The sequence below is a fragment of the Burkholderia sp. THE68 genome (genome assembly GCF_009938265.1).
Lineage (GTDB): Bacteria > Pseudomonadota > Gammaproteobacteria > Burkholderiales > Burkholderiaceae > Caballeronia.
In genome coordinates this window covers 83,816-101,058 of the sequence record NZ_AP022315.1, presented here as the reverse complement: position 1 = coordinate 101,058, position 17,243 = coordinate 83,816, and the positions used below count along the sequence as shown (strand labels likewise).

The following is a 17,243-nucleotide window of genomic DNA, read 5'->3' as shown; positions in this document are numbered from 1 at the left end:
ATAAGCGTATGCCGATCGAATCGTTGTCGGCGGCGCGGGCATTCGCTAATCTAGCCGCGCCGGGCGCGCCGCTTGCTCCGCGCCCCAGCGATTCGCAAACAACAATGAAACGCAGTGTGACCACGAGGTCACGGGAGATCTCATGCGCCTGAAACTCTTCGCCGCAGCCGCCATGCTCGCCGCGCCGATGCTCGCGATGTCCAAGCCGCTCACCGTCTGCACCGAATCGAGCCCGGACGGCTTCGACGTCGTGCAGTTCAATTCGCTCGTGACGACCAACGCGTCGGCGGACGTCATCTTCAACACGCTCGTCTCCTACGACGAAGCCGCCAAAAAAGTCGTGCCCTCGCTCGCGGAAAAGTGGGACGTGAGCAGCGACGGGCTGAGCTACACCTTCCATCTGCGCCCGAACGTCCAGTTCCAGACGACCGATTACTTCAAGCCGACACACGCGCTCAACGCTGACGACGTCGTGTTCACGTTCGAGCGCATGCTGTCCGACAGCAATCCGTGGCACAAGATCGCCGGCGCAAGCGGCTTTCCGCACGCCCAGTCGATGGGCCTCGTGAAGCTCATCAAAGCCGTCACGAAAGTCGATGACCAGACCGTGAAGTTCGAACTCAACGAGCCGAACGCGACCTTCGTGCCGATCCTCACGATGGGTTTCGCATCGATCTATTCGTCGGAGTATGCGGACAAGCTGCTCAAGGCGAATCAGCAGGTCGATCTGAACAGCAAGCCGATCGGCACCGGTCCGTTCGTGCTGAAGAGCTACACGAAGGACTCGGTGATCCGCTACGACGTCAATCCGTCCTACTGGGGCCCGAAACCGAAGGTCGACCGCCTGATCTACGCGATCACGCCCGATGCGTCCGTGCGCGCGCAGAAGATCAAGGCGGGCGAATGCCAGATCGCGCTGTCGCCGAAGCCGCAGGACGTGCTCGATGCGAAGAAGGACAAGTCGCTCAAGGTCAGCGAGGCGCCCGCGTTCATGACGGCGTTCGTCGCGCTCAACACGCAGAAAAAGCCACTCGACAATCCGAAGGTGCGTCAGGCGATCAACATGGCGTTCGATCGCACGACCTATATGAAGACCGTGTTCGAGAACACCGCGACGGCCGCCGTGAATCCGTATCCGCCGAATACATGGAGCTATGACAAGAACGTCGCGGCGTACAGGTATTCATCGGCCGACGCGAAGAAGCTGCTCGCCGACGCAGGCTTTCCCGACGGCTTCGAAACGACGATCTGGGTGCGTCCGAACGGCAGCGTGCTGAATCCGAATCCGAAAGCGGGCGCCGAGTTGCTGCAGGCCGATCTCGCGAAGATCGGCGTGAAGGCGCAGGTGAAGGTGATCGAATGGGGCGAGCTGATCAAGCAGGCGAAGCAGGGTCAACACGACATGCTGTTCATGGGCTGGGCGGGCGATAACGGCGACCCGGACAACTACATGTCGCCGCTTTTCAGTTGCAACGCGGTGAAGTCGGGCATCAACTTCGCGCGCTATTGCGACCCGCAACTCGACAAGCTCATCGCCGATGGCAAGTCGACGGCCGATGTCGCGAAACGCACGAAGTCGTATGTCGACGCGCAGAAGATCATCCACGATCAGGCGCTGTGGATTCCGCTCGTCTATCCGACGGCGGCGGCGCTCACGCGCGCGAACGTCAGCGGTTACAGCGTGAGTCCGTTCGGGCGCGTGAACTTCGGCGGCGCATCGGTGCAGTGAACGAAGTCAGGCCGGCGCAAAGCGCATCACGCCATCGTCGCCGGCCTGACGCTTGAACGTGCCATCGAGCCAAAGCAGATTCAGATGCGCGAGCGCTTCGCCGAGCGCGAATGTCATCTGATGAATGTCGAGTTTGCGTTTGAACATGATCGGCACGATATCGGCGGCGCTGCAGGGCTTCTGCGCGCACGCCTCGCGCACTTCCGCCAGCCGCGCGCGATGATGCTCGCGCAATTGCCCGATGCGCGTCTGCACGCCGCGAAACGGCTTGCCGTGCGAAGGCAGCGCGAGCGTATCGGCAGGCATCGATTCGTAGCGGCCGAGCGATTCGAGATAGAGCGCGAGCGGATTGCCTTCCGGCTCGACAGCGAACACCGAGACGTTCGTCGAGATGCGCGGCAACACCATGTCGCCGGAGATGAGCAGTTTGTCGGCGGCGCAGAAAAGCGCGCTGTGTTCCGGCGAGTGGCCGTAACCCGACACCACTTCCCAATCCCGCGCGCCGATGCGGATCACATCGCCATCGCGGATGCGCCGGTATTCGGCGGGCATCGACGGCACGAGCGTCGGGTAATAGCTGTCGCGCTTGCGCAATGCATCGAGCGACGCTTCGTCGGTCAGGCCGTGCGACGCGAAATGCGCCGCCGCGCGCTCGCCGCCCGCGTTCGAGCCGTCGCCCGCGGCCATCACGCGGCCCATCGCGTATTCGCCGAGTGAAATCCACAGGCGCACGTTCCAGCGCGCCTGGTCGCCGCCCTTGCAGATCCAGTCGGCCAGGCCCAGATGGTCCGGATGGCAATGCGTGACGATTACGCGCAGCACCGGCAGGCCGTCGAGCACGCTGTCGAACACGCGCTCCCAGTTGGCGCGGATCGTGTCGCTCGAAATGCCGCAATCGACGACGGTCCAGCCCTTCACGCCGTCGATCTCGTCGGCAAGCAGCCAGAGGTTGATGTGATCGAGCGCGAACGGCAGCGGCATGCGCAGCCAGAACACGCCCGGCGCCACTTCCCTGACGCCGCCCGGTTCGGGCAACGCGTCCGCGAAAACATAATCGAGCTGGTGTTCGAGTGCGTTCATTCGGTGCCTGTCTCCGGGTTTGCGCCGCGTTGCAATTTGGCGAAGTTGACGATAACGTAAACGTCCATTCTAACGTTGCGCGCGCATTTGCGCTGCCGGCCGGCAATGACTCAACCGACGCATTACACGATTACCGAACTGGCGCGCGAGTTCGACATCACGCCGCGCGCGATTCGCTTCTATGAAGATCAGGGTCTGCTCGCGCCGAAACGCGCGGGCGCGAACGGTCTGCGGCGCGTGTATTCGCCGCGCGACCGCACGCGGCTGAAGCTCACGCTGCGCGGCAAGCGGCTCGGCTTCACGCTGTCGGAAATCCGCACGCTGCTCGATCTCTATGATTCGCCGACCGGCTCGGCCACGCAACTGCAGGCTTTCGTCGATACGATCGCCGCGCATCGCGAAGTGCTCGAACGTCAGCTGGAAGACCTGAACACCACGCTCGCCGAACTCGCCGCGTATGAGGAACAGGGCCGCGCGCTGATCGCCGCGGGCACGGACAAGCGCGTCCGCAAACCCAAAGCGGCATGACGTGACTTCCCCACACGAAGCGCAGGGTCGACATGAATCACTTTCCCAAGCTGCTCTCGTCGCAAATCGGCTTCGACGTCGCCAAGACGATACTCGAAGGCTTCGAGCATCATTACCGCGTGTTCCGCGAAGCCGCGATCGAGGCGAAGGCGCTGTTCGAGCACAGCGAATGGCTCGCGCTGCAGCAACTCGCGCGCGACCGCATCACGTCGTATGACGATCGCGTCGAGGAATGCGTCACGCTGCTGGAGGACGAATACGACGCCGAAAATATCGACGACGATATCTGGCAGCAGATCAAGCTGCATTACATCGGCTTGCTGACGACGCATCGGCAGCCGGAATGCGCCGAGACGTTCTTCAACTCGGTGTGCTGCAAGATTTTGCATCGCTCGTACTTCAACAACGATTTCATCTTCGTGCGGCCGGCCATTTCGACCGAATACATCGAAAACGACGAGCCCGCCGCAAAGCCGACCTATCGCGCGTATTACCCGGAAAAAGACGGCCTCGCCGCCACGCTCGAACGCATCGTCACGAATTTTCAGCTGGAGACGCCGTTCGAGGATTTGGAGCGCGACGTGCAATGCGTGATGCAGGCGATGCGCGATACCTTCGGCGATCTCACGCCCGCGCCGAATTTTCAGATTCACGTGCTTTCGTCGCTGTTCTTCCGCAACAAGGCGGCGTATATCGTCGGGCGCATCATCAACGGCGATGCGCTGCTGCCCTTCGCCATCGCGATCCGGCACACGGCGCCGCGCCTGCTCGCGCTCGATACCGTGCTGCTGTCGCGTGAGCAGGTGCTCATCATCTTCAGCTTCGCGCACTCGTATTTCCTCGTCGACATGGAAGTGCCGTCCGCGTACGTGCAGTTCCTGCGCACCATCATGACGCGCAAGCCGAAGGCGGAAATCTACACGTCGGTCGGCCTGCAGAAGCAGGGCAAGAATCTGTTCTACCGTGATCTGCTGCACCATCTGTCGCATTCGAGCGACAAGTTCATCGTCGCGCCCGGCATCAAGGGGCTCGTGATGATCGTCTTCACGCTGCCTTCGTTTCCGTACGTGTTCAAGCTCATCAAGGACGCGTTTCCGCCGCCGAAGGAAACCACGCGGCAGAAGATCCAGGACAAGTACCAGCTCGTGAAGCGCCACGATCGCCTGGGCCGCATGGCCGATACGCTCGAGTATTCGAGCGTCGCGCTGCCGGTCGCGCGCCTCGACGATGCGCTCATCCGCGAACTCGAAAAGGAAGCGCCTTCGATGATCGAGTACGAAGGCGACCGGCTCGTCATCAGGCATGTGTATATCGAGCGCCGCATGGTGCCGCTCAATCTGTTCCTGCAGAATGGAAGCACTGACGACATCGAGCACGGCATCAAGGAATACGGCGACGCGATCAAGCAGTTGATTCAGGCCAACATCTTTCCCGGCGACATGCTGTACAAGAACTTCGGCGTGACGCGGCATGGTCGCGTGGTGTTCTACGACTACGATGAAATCGAGTATCTGACCGATTGCAACGTGCGCCGCGTGCCGCCGCCGCGCAACGAGGAAGACGAACTGTCGGGCGAACCGTGGTATACCGTCGGTCCGCACGATATCTTTCCCGAAACGTACGGCACATTTCTGCTCGGCGATCCGCGCGTGCGCGAAGCGTTCATGCGCCATCACGCGGATTTCTTCGATCCCGCGCTGTGGCAGCAACACAAGGAACAACTGCTGCGCGGCGAACTCGCCGATTTCTTTCCCTATGACCGGGACGTCCGATTCTGCATCCGTTATCCGGAGCGTTTCGGCGAGTCCGGCCGACCGGACGCGCGTGCCGCCTGACGCATGCCGTCCCGCTTTGACTTTCGAACATGAACCACATTGACGACAAGACTCCGCTTGCCCACCTGTTCGCGAACAATCAGGAATGGGTTCAGCGCAAGCTCGCCGAGGACGGCGAGTTCTTCCAGCGTCTCGCGCATCAGCAAACGCCGGAATATCTGTGGATCGGTTGCGCGGATTCGCGCGTGCCCGCCAACGAGATCATCGGTCTGCCGCCGGGCGAAGTGTTCGTGCACAGAAACATCGCGAACGTCGTCGTGCACTCGGACCTCAACTGTCTGTCGGTGATCCAGTTCGCCGTCGATCTGCTGAAGGTGAAGCACATCATGGTCGTCGGCCATTACGGCTGCTCGGGCGTGGGCGCGGCACTCGTCGGGCGGCGCGTCGGTCTTGCGGACAACTGGCTGCGCCATGTCGAGGACGTGCGCGAAAAGCACGGCGCGCTGCTCGACACATGGCCGATGGGCGACGCGCGGCATCGTCGGCTCGTCGAGCTGAACACGATCGAGCAGACCATCAACGTATGCCGCACGACCATCGTCAACGATGCATGGGCGCGCGGTCAGGAACTCACCGTGCACGGCTGGACCTACGGCGTGCACGATGGCCGCTTGCGCAACATGGGCATGATGATCGGCGCGTCGGAAGAGATCGACCCGGTGTATCAGTCGTGCATCGCCGCAATGAGTCGCAGCGGCGCGCATTCCGCGGAGAACGATGTCCTCGCGTCCGATGCGGCGCGTCTGGGCGACGTTCCCGCCGTCATTCAGGGCGTCATCAAGGAGCTGAAACATGAGTGAGACAAAAACCGATCCCATCGTCATCGTCTCGGCGGCGCGCACGCCGATGGCCGCGTTCCAGGGCGATTTCGCGTCGCTGACCGCGGCGCAACTCGGCGCGGCGGCGATCGCCGCGGCGCGTGAACGCGCGGGCCTCGCGCCCGAACTGATCGACGAGGCGATCATGGGCTGCGTGCTGCCCGCCGGACAAGGTCAGGCGCCCGCGCGTCAGGCCGCGCTCGGCGCGGGGCTGCCGCTTTCCATCGGCTGCACGACGATCAACAAGATGTGCGGCTCCGGCATGCGCGCCGCGATGTTCGCGCACGACATGCTGCTCGCGGGCTCGGTCGACGTGATCGTCGCGGGCGGCATGGAGAGCATGACGAACGCGCCGTACCTGCTGCCGAAAGCGCGCGGCGGCCTGCGCATGGGTCACGCGCAGGTGCTGGATCACATGTTCCTCGACGGCCTCGAAGACGCCTATGAAAAGGGCCGTCTGATGGGCACGTTCGCGGAACAATGCGCTTCGTCGTATGCGTTTTCGCGCGAGTCACAGGACGCGTTCGCGGTCGAATCGCTTCGACGCGCGAAACGGGCGAACGAGGATGGTTCGTTCGAGTGGGAGATCGCGCCGGTGACGGTGCAGGGCAAGAAGGGCGATACTGTCGTCGCGCGCGACGAGCAGCCGTTCAAGGCCAACGTCGAGAAGATTCCGTCGCTCAAGCCTGCGTTCGCCAAGGACGGCACGGTGACGGCGGCGAATTCGTCGTCGATCTCGGATGGCGCTGCGGCGCTCGTGATGATGCGCGAATCGACGGCATCGCGGCTCGGCGTCACGCCGATTGCGCGTGTGGTCGGGCACAGCACGTTCGCGCAGCAGCCGGCGCTGTTCACGACGGCGCCCGTCGGCGCGATCAGCAAGCTCTTCGAGAAGAACGGCTGGCGCGCGGGCGATGTCGATCTCTTTGAGATCAACGAAGCGTTCGCCGTCGTGACGATGGCCGCGATGCGCGAGCATGATCTGCCGCATGACAAGGTCAATGTGAACGGCGGCGCGTGTGCGCTCGGTCATCCCATCGGTGCTTCGGGCGCGCGGATTCTCGTCACGTTGCTGGGGGCGTTGAAGGCGCGCGGGTTGAAGCGCGGGGTGGCGAGCCTGTGTATCGGCGGTGGGGAAGCGACTGCGATGGGGGTCGAGCTGGTTTGAGCGTCGTGGGCCGGGCCGGGGGCGCGCCGGGCCGGCTCACATTCGCGTCATCGAGATGTATCCGGTTCTTCTGTAGTTTCGTGACGCTCGGAGATCGAATCGTCGATATCGGATTTAGGAAAGTTCAGGAGAGCCTCGATGAACTTTACCGGGTCCGGATCGACGGTTTGTCCCATCTGCCGCCGAACCTCGCGTTCGATCTTTCGCTCGATGGCGGCGCGTTGCTGAATTTCCTGAAGTTCTGTTTCGTCATGGTTCCAGGGCTGAACGACTTTGAACATATGGTCCTCCTTGGCTGAAAGGTTTGAGTGGCCTGACCTTATTTCTGTTTAATACAGGAAACCTAATCATTCTCGTGTTTAGGAATTCTCTAAAGTTATCCTCCGCAGCCGCAACGCTACTCGAAGGGGTTCAGCATTTTGACGCCTACCCTCTCGAAGTCTCTGACGTTGCGCGTGACGACCGTCAGGTCGTGAATCAGCGCGGTCGCCGCGATAAGCCTGTCTACGGCAGGCTCCGGGTGCCGCGCTCGAAGACTGCCCCACAACTCTCCGATCGCCCTGTCTACCGGCACGATCCTCCCATCATAGCTGCGCAGAACACGTTTCAGCCACGCCTCCACGATCGCCGCCTGCCGGGCGTCACCCTTGTTACGAAGGGACTCGACACCACGTCGCAACTCACCTACGGTAACGACCGACAGAAATACCACTTCGCGCCGTTGCTGAGCACCGTCGAAAAACGCGCGAACACCTTCGTTCGCGCGCTCTTCCCTTCTGGTCTCGCTGATGACGTTGGTATCAGCCAGAAACATCCGACTCTCCGAAGTTAGCGTGACGATCGAATATGGAGTCGTCACAGTCGATCTTCGGAAAACTCATAAGCGCCCTGATGAAGCCCGCGTTATCCTCATCGCCCAGTATGCCCATCCTCCTTCGCACCTCCTTTTCGATCTCCCAGCGTTGTGCGGCCTCCTTCTGAAGTTCCCGAAGTTCATCGGGGTCGATATTCGACGGTAACGTTCCCTGAATAATCTTGAACATGGTCTGCTCCTCCTGAAAGTTGCGAGCAGCGTGACTTTACTCCGGTTTATCAAGCATCCGTAGTCATCCGAACGATATAGGAATTTTCGACAGCCACTCCCGTCACTGCCTCGCCAACGACATCGCCACGGCGCGCGTGATACCGGCACCAGCGGATAAACATGCCCACGTTCTGGTCTTACGTAATCGAAAGCGCACCACGCGCGACCGCGGGTCGCGCGCTATAGTCGCAAAATCGCCCCTACAAGGAACAGGTCGCTCATGAAAACCGTATTGATCGTCGGCGCGTCGCGCGGCCTCGGCCACGAGTTCGCGCGCGAATATTGCCGCGACGGCTGGCGCGTGCTCGCCACCGCGCGCGACAAGGCCTCGCTCTCCGCGCTCGACGCGATGGGCGCGCAAACCTTCCCGCTCGACGTCACGCAGCCCGAGCAGATCGGCGCACTCGCCTGGCAGCTCGACGAAGAGCGGCTGGACGTGGCGATCGTCGTTTCGGGCGTGTACGGCCCGCGCACCGAAGGCGTCGAAACGATCGGCGCCGACGACTTCGATCAGGTCATGCACACCAACGTGCGCGGCCCGATGCAACTGATTCCCGTGCTTCTGCCGCTCACCGATGCCGCCAAGGGCGTGCTCGCGGTGGTGTCGAGCAAGATGGGCAGCATCGGCGGGGCGAGCGGCACGACCGGCTGGCTGTATCGCGCGAGCAAGGCGGCGCTCAATTCGGCGCTGAAGGTGGCATCGCTGGAATCGCGGCATACGGCCTGCGTCGCACTGCATCCGGGCTGGGTGCGTACGGAAATGGGCGGGCCATCGGCGGCGATCGATGCCGCGCACAGCGTCTCGGGCATGCGCGCGGTGATCGCGGAAGCGGGCGCGATGCGCGACGAATTCAACGGCAGCTTCGTCCAGTACGACGGCACGAAGCTCGAATGGTGAAACTGGAGTGAATGTGACTTATCAGGTACACGGCGTTTCCGCATCGGGCAACTGCTACAAGGTTCGCCTCGTCCTCGAACAACTCGGCCTGCCTTACGCGTGGCATGAAGTCGACATGATGAACGGCGCGACCCGCACCGACGACTTCAAGCGGCTCAATCCGAACGGCAAGGTTCCGGTGCTCGTGATCGACGACCAGACCACGCTCTCCGAATCCGACGCGATCCTCTGCTATCTCGCCGACGGTTCGCCGCTCATGCCCACCGACCGGCTCGAACGCGCGCAAGTGCTGCAATGGATGTTCTTCGAGCAGTACAGCCACGAACCGTTCGTCGCGGTCGCGCGCTTCATCCTGCAATTCCAGAAGCGACCCGACGACGCGCGTCTGCCCGACAGGATCGCCGGTTCGTATCGCGCGCTCGACGTGATGGAGCAGCATCTCTCGACTCGCGCGTATTTCGTCGGCGAGCGCTACACCGTCGCCGATATCGCGCTCTACGCGTACACGCACGTCGCGGATGAAGCGAACGTCGATCTGGCACGCTATCCGGCGATCCGCGCGTGGCTCGAACGCGTGCGCAGCCAGCCGCGCCACGTCGAGATGCCGGGCGTCGATCAATGAAGCCGGTGGACTGTCCCTGCGGCGGCGCCGCGCCCGAGCAGCGCCCGAATGCGCGCGCGCCGCGCTACGACGCCTGCTGCGGCCGTTTCATCGAAGGCGGCGAAAAGCCCGCCAATGCGATGCAACTGATGCGTTCGCGCTACACCGCCTACGTGCTCGGCGACACGGCGTACCTGCGCGCGACGTGGGCCGAATCGACTTGTCCGCCCGATCTCGACGCCTCCGACGCGAACACGCGCTGGCTCGGCCTGCAGATCAAACGCCACACGTGCATCGACGACGATCACGAGGAGGTCGAGTTCGTCGCGCGCTACAAGGCCGGTGGGCGGGCGTATCGGCTGCATGAAGCCAGCCGTTTCACGCGCAATGCCGCCGGAAACTGGATCTACGTCAACGGCGACATTAAAGAAAAGTAAATATGTCTTTAAAAAATATGCGATTACACGCGGTATTAATTTCCTAAGAATTTCCTTTCAGATTAAACAGTTACGGGGTACCACTTATTGTGCAGTGCAATTTTGAACGGGTAATCTCTGTTCACGTCAGGGCGCAGTCATTCCCGTGCCCGGACATTCGCAGCGAAGCCCCGTTTTGAAGCCAATTGTCATGCCTTTTCAGGGCATGACTCCCGGAACCCGCAGCCGATACTGCTCTTCACGAGCAGCGCGTTAGGCTTGTGACTTCAAAAAAGGGGCCACGCCGTTTCAACGCCCTATTGGATGCGCAGTCGGAGTTCACGGATGGCGATCAGAACCTGGTTGGTCGGATGCAGCATGGTGTGCGCGCTCGCGACGTCGCTCGTCACGTCCGCCGTGCGCGCCGAGCCGATCGGCGGCGTGCGTCAGTCCGAAGGTCTCCAGGCACCCGCATTCGGTCAGACGCTTTCCCAGATTCCCGATTCGCTCGACGCCGGCCTGCCCGCCGTCGCGAATGGTCTGAACGAAGCCGTCATCCAGATTCCCGAAGCCGACATCTCGCTCGAAACCACGGTGTTCAAGCCGGACGGCGCCGGCCCGTTCCCGATGATCGTCTTCAATCACGGCAAGCTCCCCGGCGACTCGCACGCGCAACAGCGCAATCGTCCGGTCGCGCTCGCGCGTGAATTCGTGCGTCACGGTTATGTGGTCGTCGTGCCGAATCGCCGCGGCTTCGCGGGCTCGGGCGGCGATTACACCGGCCACGGCTGCAACGTCGAAGCGAATGGCTTCGCGCAGGCGCAGGACGTCGCCGCGACCGTCGCGTACATGAGCGAGCAGTCGTATGTGGACAAGACGCATATAGTCGTGGCGGGCACGTCGCATGGCGGCCTGACGACCATCGCCTACGGCGCGCGCGATGTCGTCGCGGCGCCCGGCGTGCGCGGCCTCATCAATTTCTCCGGCGGCCTGCGTCAGGACGAATGCGCGGGCTGGCAAAAGAATCTCGTCAACGCGTTCGGCTCCTACGGCGAACACGTGCGCCTGCCCTCGCTGTGGCTCTACGGCGACAACGATTCGGTCTGGCAAGGCGATCTGTCCGCTCAGATGTTCACCGCGTACACGTCGCACGGTGCGCGCGCGAACATGGTCGATTTCGGCACCTACAAGAACGACGCGCATCGTCTCGTCGGCGATCGCGACGGCGTGCAGGTCTGGTGGCCGCGCGTGAAAGCCTTCCTCGCGCAGATCGGCATGCCCACGTCCGTGCAGTATCAGGTCAGCGAGCCGCGCATGCCGAAGGCGACCAACTTCGCGGATCTCGATTCGGTTCAGGCCGTCCCCTACGTCGATGAAAACGGCCGCGCCGGATATCGCAACTTCCTCTCGCAGTATTCGAGCCGTGCGTTCGCGGTGTCGGATTCGGGCGCGTGGTCCTGGGCCGAAGGCGGCGACGATCCGATGGCCGTCGCGGTCGCGAGTTGCCAGAAGCAAAGCGCGGATCCGTGCCGACTCTACGCGGTGAACAACCGCATCGTCTGGAACGATCAGGCTGCCGAGACGCAGACGGCGTCGCGCTGAACGGCGCCCTTTCCCGCTTTTCCTGCTTTCTTCAGACGCCGGCCATGCGCCGGCGTTCGCTTTTGCCGAGCCCGCATCTTCCGCGCCAATCCGACGACAACGCTTCGAAATGCGCGAAGTTACGTGCGATAGCGCGTTTTCGCATTTCCATTGCGCGCGCACGCATGGCCAAAAAACCTTCCGAATACGGAAGCTTGCGCCTCTTTTAGGGATAATTGACTCGCGCAGTTTTCCCCAGCAACGCAAGCGTCCAGGCGCTTGGGAGCCGTTTTTGAACACAGAAGCCAATCAGGACTGGGTTGCCCGCTCGCTCGCGGCCGTGTGGCATCCGTGCACCCAGATGAAACATCACGAGCGCGTGCCGCTCGTGCCGATCGCGCGCGGCAAGGGCGCGTGGCTCTACGATCCGCAGGGCAACCGCTATCTCGATGCGATCAGCTCGTGGTGGGTCAATCTCTTCGGCCACGCGAACGACGACATCAACCGCGCGCTGAAGGATCAGCTCGACACGCTCGAACACGCGATGCTCGCGGGCTGCACGCACGCCCCAGCCGTCGAACTGGCCGAGCGTCTTTCGGCGCTTACGCAGCGCACGCTCGGCCATGCATTTTTCGCGTCGGATGGCGCGTCGGCGGTAGAAATCGCGCTGAAGATGAGCTTTCACTTCTGGCGCAATCGCGGACAGGACGAGAAACGCGAATTCGCCTGCCTCGCGAACAGCTACCACGGCGAAACGATCGGCGCGCTCGGCGTGACCGATGTCGCCCTCTTCAAGGACGCCTACGACCCGCTGATCCGCCACGCGCACGTGGTCGCGTCGCCGGCCGTGGCGGGCGTCGATGCGGCCATCGCCGCGATGCGCGCGCTGTTCGAGCAACGCGCGTCGAGCCTCGCGGCCGTCATCGTCGAGCCGCTCGTGCAGTGCGCGGCCGGCATGGCGATGTACGACGCGTCGTATCTCACGCAATTGCGCGCGTTGTGCGACGAATTCGGCGTGCATCTGATCGCCGATGAAATCGCGGTCGGCTGCGGGCGCACCGGTACGTTTTTCGCGTGCGAGCAGGCCGGCATCTGGCCGGATTTCATCTGCCTGTCGAAGGGCATCAGCGGCGGTTATCTGCCGCTGTCGATCGTCCTGACCCGCAACGCCATCTACGCCGCGTTCTACGACGACGACGTCACGCGCGGCTTCCTGCACTCGCATTCGTACACGGGCAATCCGCTCGCGTGCCGCGCCGCGCTGGCGACGCTCGATCTGTTCGAAAGCGCGAACGTGCTGGCGGAGAATCGACGCAAGTCCGCGTTGCTGCGCGAGGCGTTGCACGCGCACTTCGGCAAGCACGAGCGCGTGAAGAACCTTCGCGAACGCGGCACGATCTTCGCGTTCGATGTCGATATCGACGACAAGACGTTCTCGCGCCGCTTCTTCGCCAACGCACTGAAGCGCGAACTGCTGATGCGCCCGATCGGCACGACGGTCTACATGATGCCGCCGTACATCCTTTCCGACGACGAACTCCTGCTCCTCGCGCAACGCACGCGCGAGACGCTCGACGTCACGCTTGCCGGAGGCGCCGCATGACGCACACTTCGCAAGCGCTCTACGCAACGCTGAAGCAAGGCCTCGCCGATATCGACGCGCGCGGCCTGCGACGCCGCCGCAAGACCATCGACAGCGCGTGCTCGGCGCACATGACGGTCGATGGCCGCGAGATCATCGGCTTCGCGAGCAACGATTATCTCGGCCTCGCCGCGCACGAAGGCATCCGCGCGGCGCTGGCGGAAGGCGCATCGCGGTATGGCGCGGGCAGCGGCGGCTCGCATCTGCTCGGCGGCCATTCGCACGCGCACGCGCAACTCGAAGACGATCTCGCCGCGTTCTCGGGCGGTTTCGTCGACAACCCGCGCGCGCTCTACTTCAGCACCGGCTACATGGCGAACCTCGCGATCATGACCGCGCTCGCCGGACGCGGCACGCTCGTGTTCTCCGATGCGCTGAACCATGCGTCGCTGATCGACGGCGTGCGTCTTTCGCGTGCGGAAACGCAGATTTATCCGCACGCCGATATGGAAGCGCTCGACGCAATGCTCGACGCCTCGCGGGACGAAGCCGCGACGAAACTCATCGTCACCGACACCGTGTTCAGCATGGACGGCGATATCGCGCCGCTCGCGCGTCTCGTCGAACTCGCGGAGAAGTACGGCGCGTGGCTCATCGTCGACGACGCGCATGGCTTCGGCGTGCTCGGCCCGCAAGGACGCGGCGCGTTGGCGCATTACGCGCTGCGCTCGCCGCATCTCGTCTATGTCGGCACGCTCGGCAAGGCGGCGGGTGTCGCGGGCGCGTTCGTCGCGGCGCATGAAACCGTGGTCGAATGGCTGGTGCAGCGCGCGCGTCCGTATATCTTCACGACGGCGTCGCCGCCGGCGGTAGCGCATGCCGTGTCGAAAAGCATCGAAGTCATCGCGAGCGACGAAGGCGATCGACGGCGCGCGCATCTCGCGTCGCTGATCGAAACCACGCGCGCGATGCTCAAGCGCACGCGCTGGATGCCCGTCGATTCGCATACGGCCGTGCAGCCGCTCGTGATCGGCGGCAACGATGAAACGCTGGAAATCGCCGCCGCGCTCGACAAGCACGGCCTCTGGGTGCCCGCGATCCGTCCGCCGACCGTGCCCGCCGGCACCTCGCGCCTGCGCATTTCGCTTTCCGCCGCGCACAGCGAGGACGATCTCGCGCGCCTCGATAACGCACTGAAGACTTTATGAACGCTTTATCGCTATTCGTCGCCGGCACCGATACGGAGATCGGCAAGACGCTCGTCTCCGCCGCGCTGCTGCATGGCTTCGCGCGCGCAGGCCTGCGCGCCGCCGCGATGAAGCCGATCGCCTCGGGCGCCATCGAGCGCGACGGCGTGCTGCACAACGAAGACGCCGATCAGCTCGACGCCGCCGCGAACGTCGCGCTGCCGAATGAAATCCGCACGCCGTTCATGATGCGCGAGCCGATCGCGCCGCATATCGCCGCTGCGCGCGAGGGCATCGCGCTGGATATCGCGCGCATCGTCGAGGCGCATCGCTTCGCCGTGACGCAGGCGGATATCGTCGTGGTGGAAGGCGTCGGCGGCTTTCGCGTGCCGCTCGACGACGCGCACGACACCGCCGATCTCGCGCTCGCGCTGAATCTGCCGGTGGTGCTGGTGGTCGGCATGCGGCTCGGTTGCATCAGCCACGCGCTTTTGACCGTGGAGGCCATCGAGGCGCGTGGACTGAAGCTCGCGGGCTGGGTCGCCAATCGAGTCGATCCGGCTATGCTGTATCCCGACGAAAATATCGCAACGCTCAAACAACACATCAAGGCGCCGCTCATCGGCGTGATTCCGCATCTCCCTTCGCCCGATGCGTCGCGCGCCGCCGATTCGCTCGACATCGACGTTCTGACAGACTCGCTTCATCAAAAGGATTGACCTCATGACACAGCAAATCACCGCTGAGCCGACCGCTCACACCACGTCGCAACCGATGCAGCGCTGGCGCGTCGCCGATGTCGTCGCGCTGTACGACTTGCCGTTCAACGATCTGCTGTATCGCGCGCAGACCGTGCATCGCGAGCATTTCGATCCGAACGCGGTGCAGCTTTCCACGTTGCTGTCGATCAAGACCGGCGGCTGCGAGGAAGACTGCGCGTACTGTCCGCAGTCGGTGCATCACGACACGGGCCTGAAGGCCGAAAAGCTGATGGAAGTCGACGAAGTGCTGAAAGCTGCCGAGGTCGCGAAGAGCAATGGCGCGACGCGCTTCTGCATGGGCGCGGCGTGGCGCAATCCGAAGGATCGCCATCTGGAGCCGATCAAGGACATGATCCGCGGCGTCAAGGCGATGGGCCTCGAAACCTGCGTGACGCTCGGCATGCTGGAGGCGCATCAGGCGCAAGGACTGCGCGATGCGGGCCTCGATTACTACAACCACAACCTCGATACCTCGCCGGAGTTCTACGGCCAGATCATCTCGACGCGCACGTATCAGGATCGCCTCGACACGCTCGAACACGTGCGCGATGCGGGCATCAACGTGTGCTGCGGCGGGATCGTCGGCATGGGCGAATCGCGGCGCGAGCGCGCGGGCCTGATCTCGCAACTCGCGAACATGGAGCCGTATCCGGAATCGGTGCCGATCAACAATCTCGTGCAGGTCGCGGGCACGCCGCTCACCGGCGTCGAGGCGCTCGATCCGTTCGAGTTCGTACGCACGATCGCGGTCGCGCGCATCACGATGCCCAAGGCGATGGTGCGTCTCTCGGCCGGCCGCGAGCAGATGGACGAAGCCTTGCAGGCGCTGTGCTTCGCCGCCGGCGCGAACTCGATCTTCTACGGCGACCAGCTTTTGACGACGAGCAACCCGCAGGCCGAAGCCGACCGCAAGCTGATCGAGCGTCTGGGCATGCGCGCGGAGTCGGCCCAGAATGCCGGCGTCGAAAGCACTGAGCGCTCGTGCGGGCACGGCCACGCATGAAAATCATCTTCTACGAAAAAGGCGCCGATCTCGACGCGTGGCTCGGCGGCCTGCGGCGCGAGCTGCCGGACGCGGATCTGCGCGTGTGGGAGCCGGGCGACACCGCGCCCGCCGATTACGCGATCGTCTGGCGCGCGCCGCACGAACTGTTCGCGAATCGTCCGGACTTGCAGGCGGTGTTCAACCTCGGCGCGGGCGTCGATGCGATCCTCGATGTCGAGCGCAAGGAGCCCGGCACGCTGCCGCCGAACGCGAAGCTCGTGCGTCTGGAAGATACCGGCATGGCGCAACAGATGGTCGAATACGCGACGTACTGCGTGCTGCGCTACCTGCGCCGTTTCGACGAATACGACGCGCTGCAACGCGAAGGCCGCTGGGAAAAACTGCCGCAGCACGCGCGTGAATCGTTCACCGTCGGCGTGCTCGGGCTCGGGGTGCTGGGCGGCGAAGTCGCAAAGGGCTTGCTGAAACTCGGCGTGCCCGTGCGTGGCTACAGCCGCTCGCCGAAGACGATCGAAGGCGTGCAGGTTCATGCGGGCCCGGAACGGCTCGATTCATTTCTCGACGGCGTGAAGGTGCTCATCAATCTGTTGCCGCACACGCCCGACACCGAAGGCATTCTGAACGCGCGCACGTTCGCGAAGCTCGCGCGCGGCGCGTATCTGGTGAACGTGGCGCGCGGTCCGCATCTCGTCGATACGGATCTGATCGCCGCGCTCGACAGCGGCCAGATCGCCGCCGCGACACTCGACGTCTTTCACACGGAACCGCTGCCGCAGGATCATCCGTTCTGGACGCATCCGCGCGTATCGGTGACGCCGCATATTTCGGCGGAAACGCTGCGCGAGGAAAGCATCGTGCAGATCGCCGGCAAGATCAAAGCGCTCGCGCGCGGCGAGCCGATCAGCGGCATCGTCGATTTCAGGCGCGGATACTGAACGCATCGAATCGCATCGCATATAAAGGGAGACA

Annotated in this window: 18 protein-coding genes; 14 read left to right on the top strand and 4 right to left on the bottom strand. The window is 63.4% G+C overall.

Translation table 11 applies throughout. The features are described from left to right. Positions 1-142 precede the first annotated feature (142 nt). Positions 143-1,729, top strand: a complete 1,587-nt coding sequence (locus BTHE68_RS00490) for an ABC transporter substrate-binding protein (RefSeq protein WP_162064679.1) — start codon at positions 143-145, stop codon at positions 1,727-1,729. Between the two features lie 6 nt (positions 1,730-1,735). Here the strand turns inward: BTHE68_RS00490 and BTHE68_RS00485 are convergent, their stop codons facing one another. Then, positions 1,736-2,809: an MBL fold metallo-hydrolase gene (locus tag BTHE68_RS00485; RefSeq protein WP_162064678.1), complete on the bottom strand. Its 1,074-nt coding sequence runs from the start codon at positions 2,807-2,809 to the stop codon at positions 1,736-1,738. Between the two features lie 105 nt (positions 2,810-2,914). On the opposite strand from BTHE68_RS00485, the gene BTHE68_RS00480 reads away from it, so the two are divergent. Genes BTHE68_RS00480 through BTHE68_RS00465 form a run of 4 tightly spaced genes read left to right on the top strand, consistent with a single transcriptional unit; the run spans position 2,915 to position 7,158 of the window. Further along, the gene (locus BTHE68_RS00480; protein ID WP_162064677.1) at positions 2,915-3,337 is read left to right on the top strand and encodes a MerR family transcriptional regulator; all 423 of its coding nucleotides are present in this window, start codon (positions 2,915-2,917) and stop codon (positions 3,335-3,337) included. Positions 3,338-3,369: 32 nt separating this feature from the next. Beyond that, complete coding sequence (gene aceK, locus BTHE68_RS00475; protein WP_162064676.1) at positions 3,370-5,172, top strand: bifunctional isocitrate dehydrogenase kinase/phosphatase; 1,803 nt, start codon at positions 3,370-3,372, stop codon at positions 5,170-5,172. A 29-nt stretch (positions 5,173-5,201) separates the two neighbouring features. Further along, entirely contained in the window at positions 5,202-5,972 is a 771-nt protein-coding gene (can, locus tag BTHE68_RS00470; protein WP_162064675.1) for a carbonate dehydratase, read from the top strand. Beyond that, on the top strand, positions 5,965-7,158 hold the full coding sequence (locus tag BTHE68_RS00465) for an acetyl-CoA C-acetyltransferase (RefSeq protein WP_162064674.1): 1,194 nt from the start codon (positions 5,965-5,967) through the stop codon (positions 7,156-7,158). Before can ends, BTHE68_RS00465 begins: the two co-directional genes overlap by 8 nt. Before the next feature lie 47 nt (positions 7,159-7,205). Here BTHE68_RS00465 and BTHE68_RS00460 read toward each other — a convergent pair whose 3' ends face one another. The 3 genes from BTHE68_RS00460 to BTHE68_RS00450 form a co-directional block, all read right to left on the bottom strand. Further along, positions 7,206-7,439, bottom strand: a complete 234-nt coding sequence (locus tag BTHE68_RS00460; protein ID WP_162064673.1) for a hypothetical protein — start codon at positions 7,437-7,439, stop codon at positions 7,206-7,208. 116 nt (positions 7,440-7,555) lie between these two features. After that, positions 7,556-7,972, bottom strand: coding sequence for a type II toxin-antitoxin system VapC family toxin (locus BTHE68_RS00455; protein ID WP_162064672.1), 417 nt, complete (start codon positions 7,970-7,972; stop codon positions 7,556-7,558). Continuing rightward, complete coding sequence (locus tag BTHE68_RS00450) at positions 7,959-8,201, bottom strand: hypothetical protein (RefSeq protein WP_162064671.1); 243 nt, start codon at positions 8,199-8,201, stop codon at positions 7,959-7,961. The genes BTHE68_RS00455 and BTHE68_RS00450 overlap by 14 nt, the downstream gene beginning before the upstream one ends. Positions 8,202-8,462: 261 nt before the next feature. Between BTHE68_RS00450 and BTHE68_RS00445 the strand changes: the two genes are divergently transcribed. The 9 genes from BTHE68_RS00445 to BTHE68_RS00405 all read left to right on the top strand — a co-directional run bounded on the left by BTHE68_RS00445 (position 8,463) and on the right by BTHE68_RS00405 (position 17,209). Continuing rightward, positions 8,463-9,140 carry an SDR family oxidoreductase gene (locus BTHE68_RS00445; protein WP_162064670.1) on the top strand — a complete coding sequence of 226 codons (678 nt, stop codon included), beginning with the start codon at positions 8,463-8,465 and terminating at the stop codon, positions 9,138-9,140. A gap of 13 nt (positions 9,141-9,153) precedes the next feature. After that, positions 9,154-9,762, top strand: a complete 609-nt coding sequence (locus BTHE68_RS00440) for a glutathione S-transferase family protein (RefSeq protein ID WP_162064669.1) — start codon at positions 9,154-9,156, stop codon at positions 9,760-9,762. Further along, on the top strand, positions 9,759-10,178 hold the full coding sequence (locus BTHE68_RS00435) for a YchJ family protein (protein WP_162064668.1): 420 nt from the start codon (positions 9,759-9,761) through the stop codon (positions 10,176-10,178). The genes BTHE68_RS00440 and BTHE68_RS00435 overlap by 4 nt, the downstream gene beginning before the upstream one ends. Before the next feature lie 324 nt (positions 10,179-10,502). Next, on the top strand, positions 10,503-11,759 hold the full coding sequence (locus BTHE68_RS00430) for a dienelactone hydrolase family protein (RefSeq protein WP_162064667.1): 1,257 nt from the start codon (positions 10,503-10,505) through the stop codon (positions 11,757-11,759). 271 nt (positions 11,760-12,030) lie between these two features. Continuing rightward, entirely contained in the window at positions 12,031-13,341 is a 1,311-nt protein-coding gene (locus BTHE68_RS00425) for an adenosylmethionine--8-amino-7-oxononanoate transaminase (RefSeq protein ID WP_162064666.1), read from the top strand. Next, positions 13,338-14,528, top strand: coding sequence for an 8-amino-7-oxononanoate synthase (bioF, locus tag BTHE68_RS00420; RefSeq protein WP_162064665.1), 1,191 nt, complete (start codon positions 13,338-13,340; stop codon positions 14,526-14,528). The genes BTHE68_RS00425 and bioF overlap by 4 nt, the downstream gene beginning before the upstream one ends. Beyond that, positions 14,525-15,226, top strand: a complete 702-nt coding sequence (gene bioD / locus BTHE68_RS00415; RefSeq protein ID WP_162064664.1) for a dethiobiotin synthase — start codon at positions 14,525-14,527, stop codon at positions 15,224-15,226. The genes bioF and bioD overlap by 4 nt, the downstream gene beginning before the upstream one ends. A 4-nt stretch (positions 15,227-15,230) precedes the next feature. Further along, positions 15,231-16,271 carry a biotin synthase BioB gene (bioB, locus tag BTHE68_RS00410; protein WP_162064663.1) on the top strand — a complete coding sequence of 347 codons (1,041 nt, stop codon included), beginning with the start codon at positions 15,231-15,233 and terminating at the stop codon, positions 16,269-16,271. Continuing rightward, a complete protein-coding gene (locus BTHE68_RS00405; RefSeq protein WP_162064662.1) occupies positions 16,268-17,209 on the top strand; it encodes a 2-hydroxyacid dehydrogenase in 942 nt (313 codons plus the stop codon). Before bioB ends, BTHE68_RS00405 begins: the two co-directional genes overlap by 4 nt. The last annotated feature ends 34 nt before the right edge of the window (positions 17,210-17,243 follow it).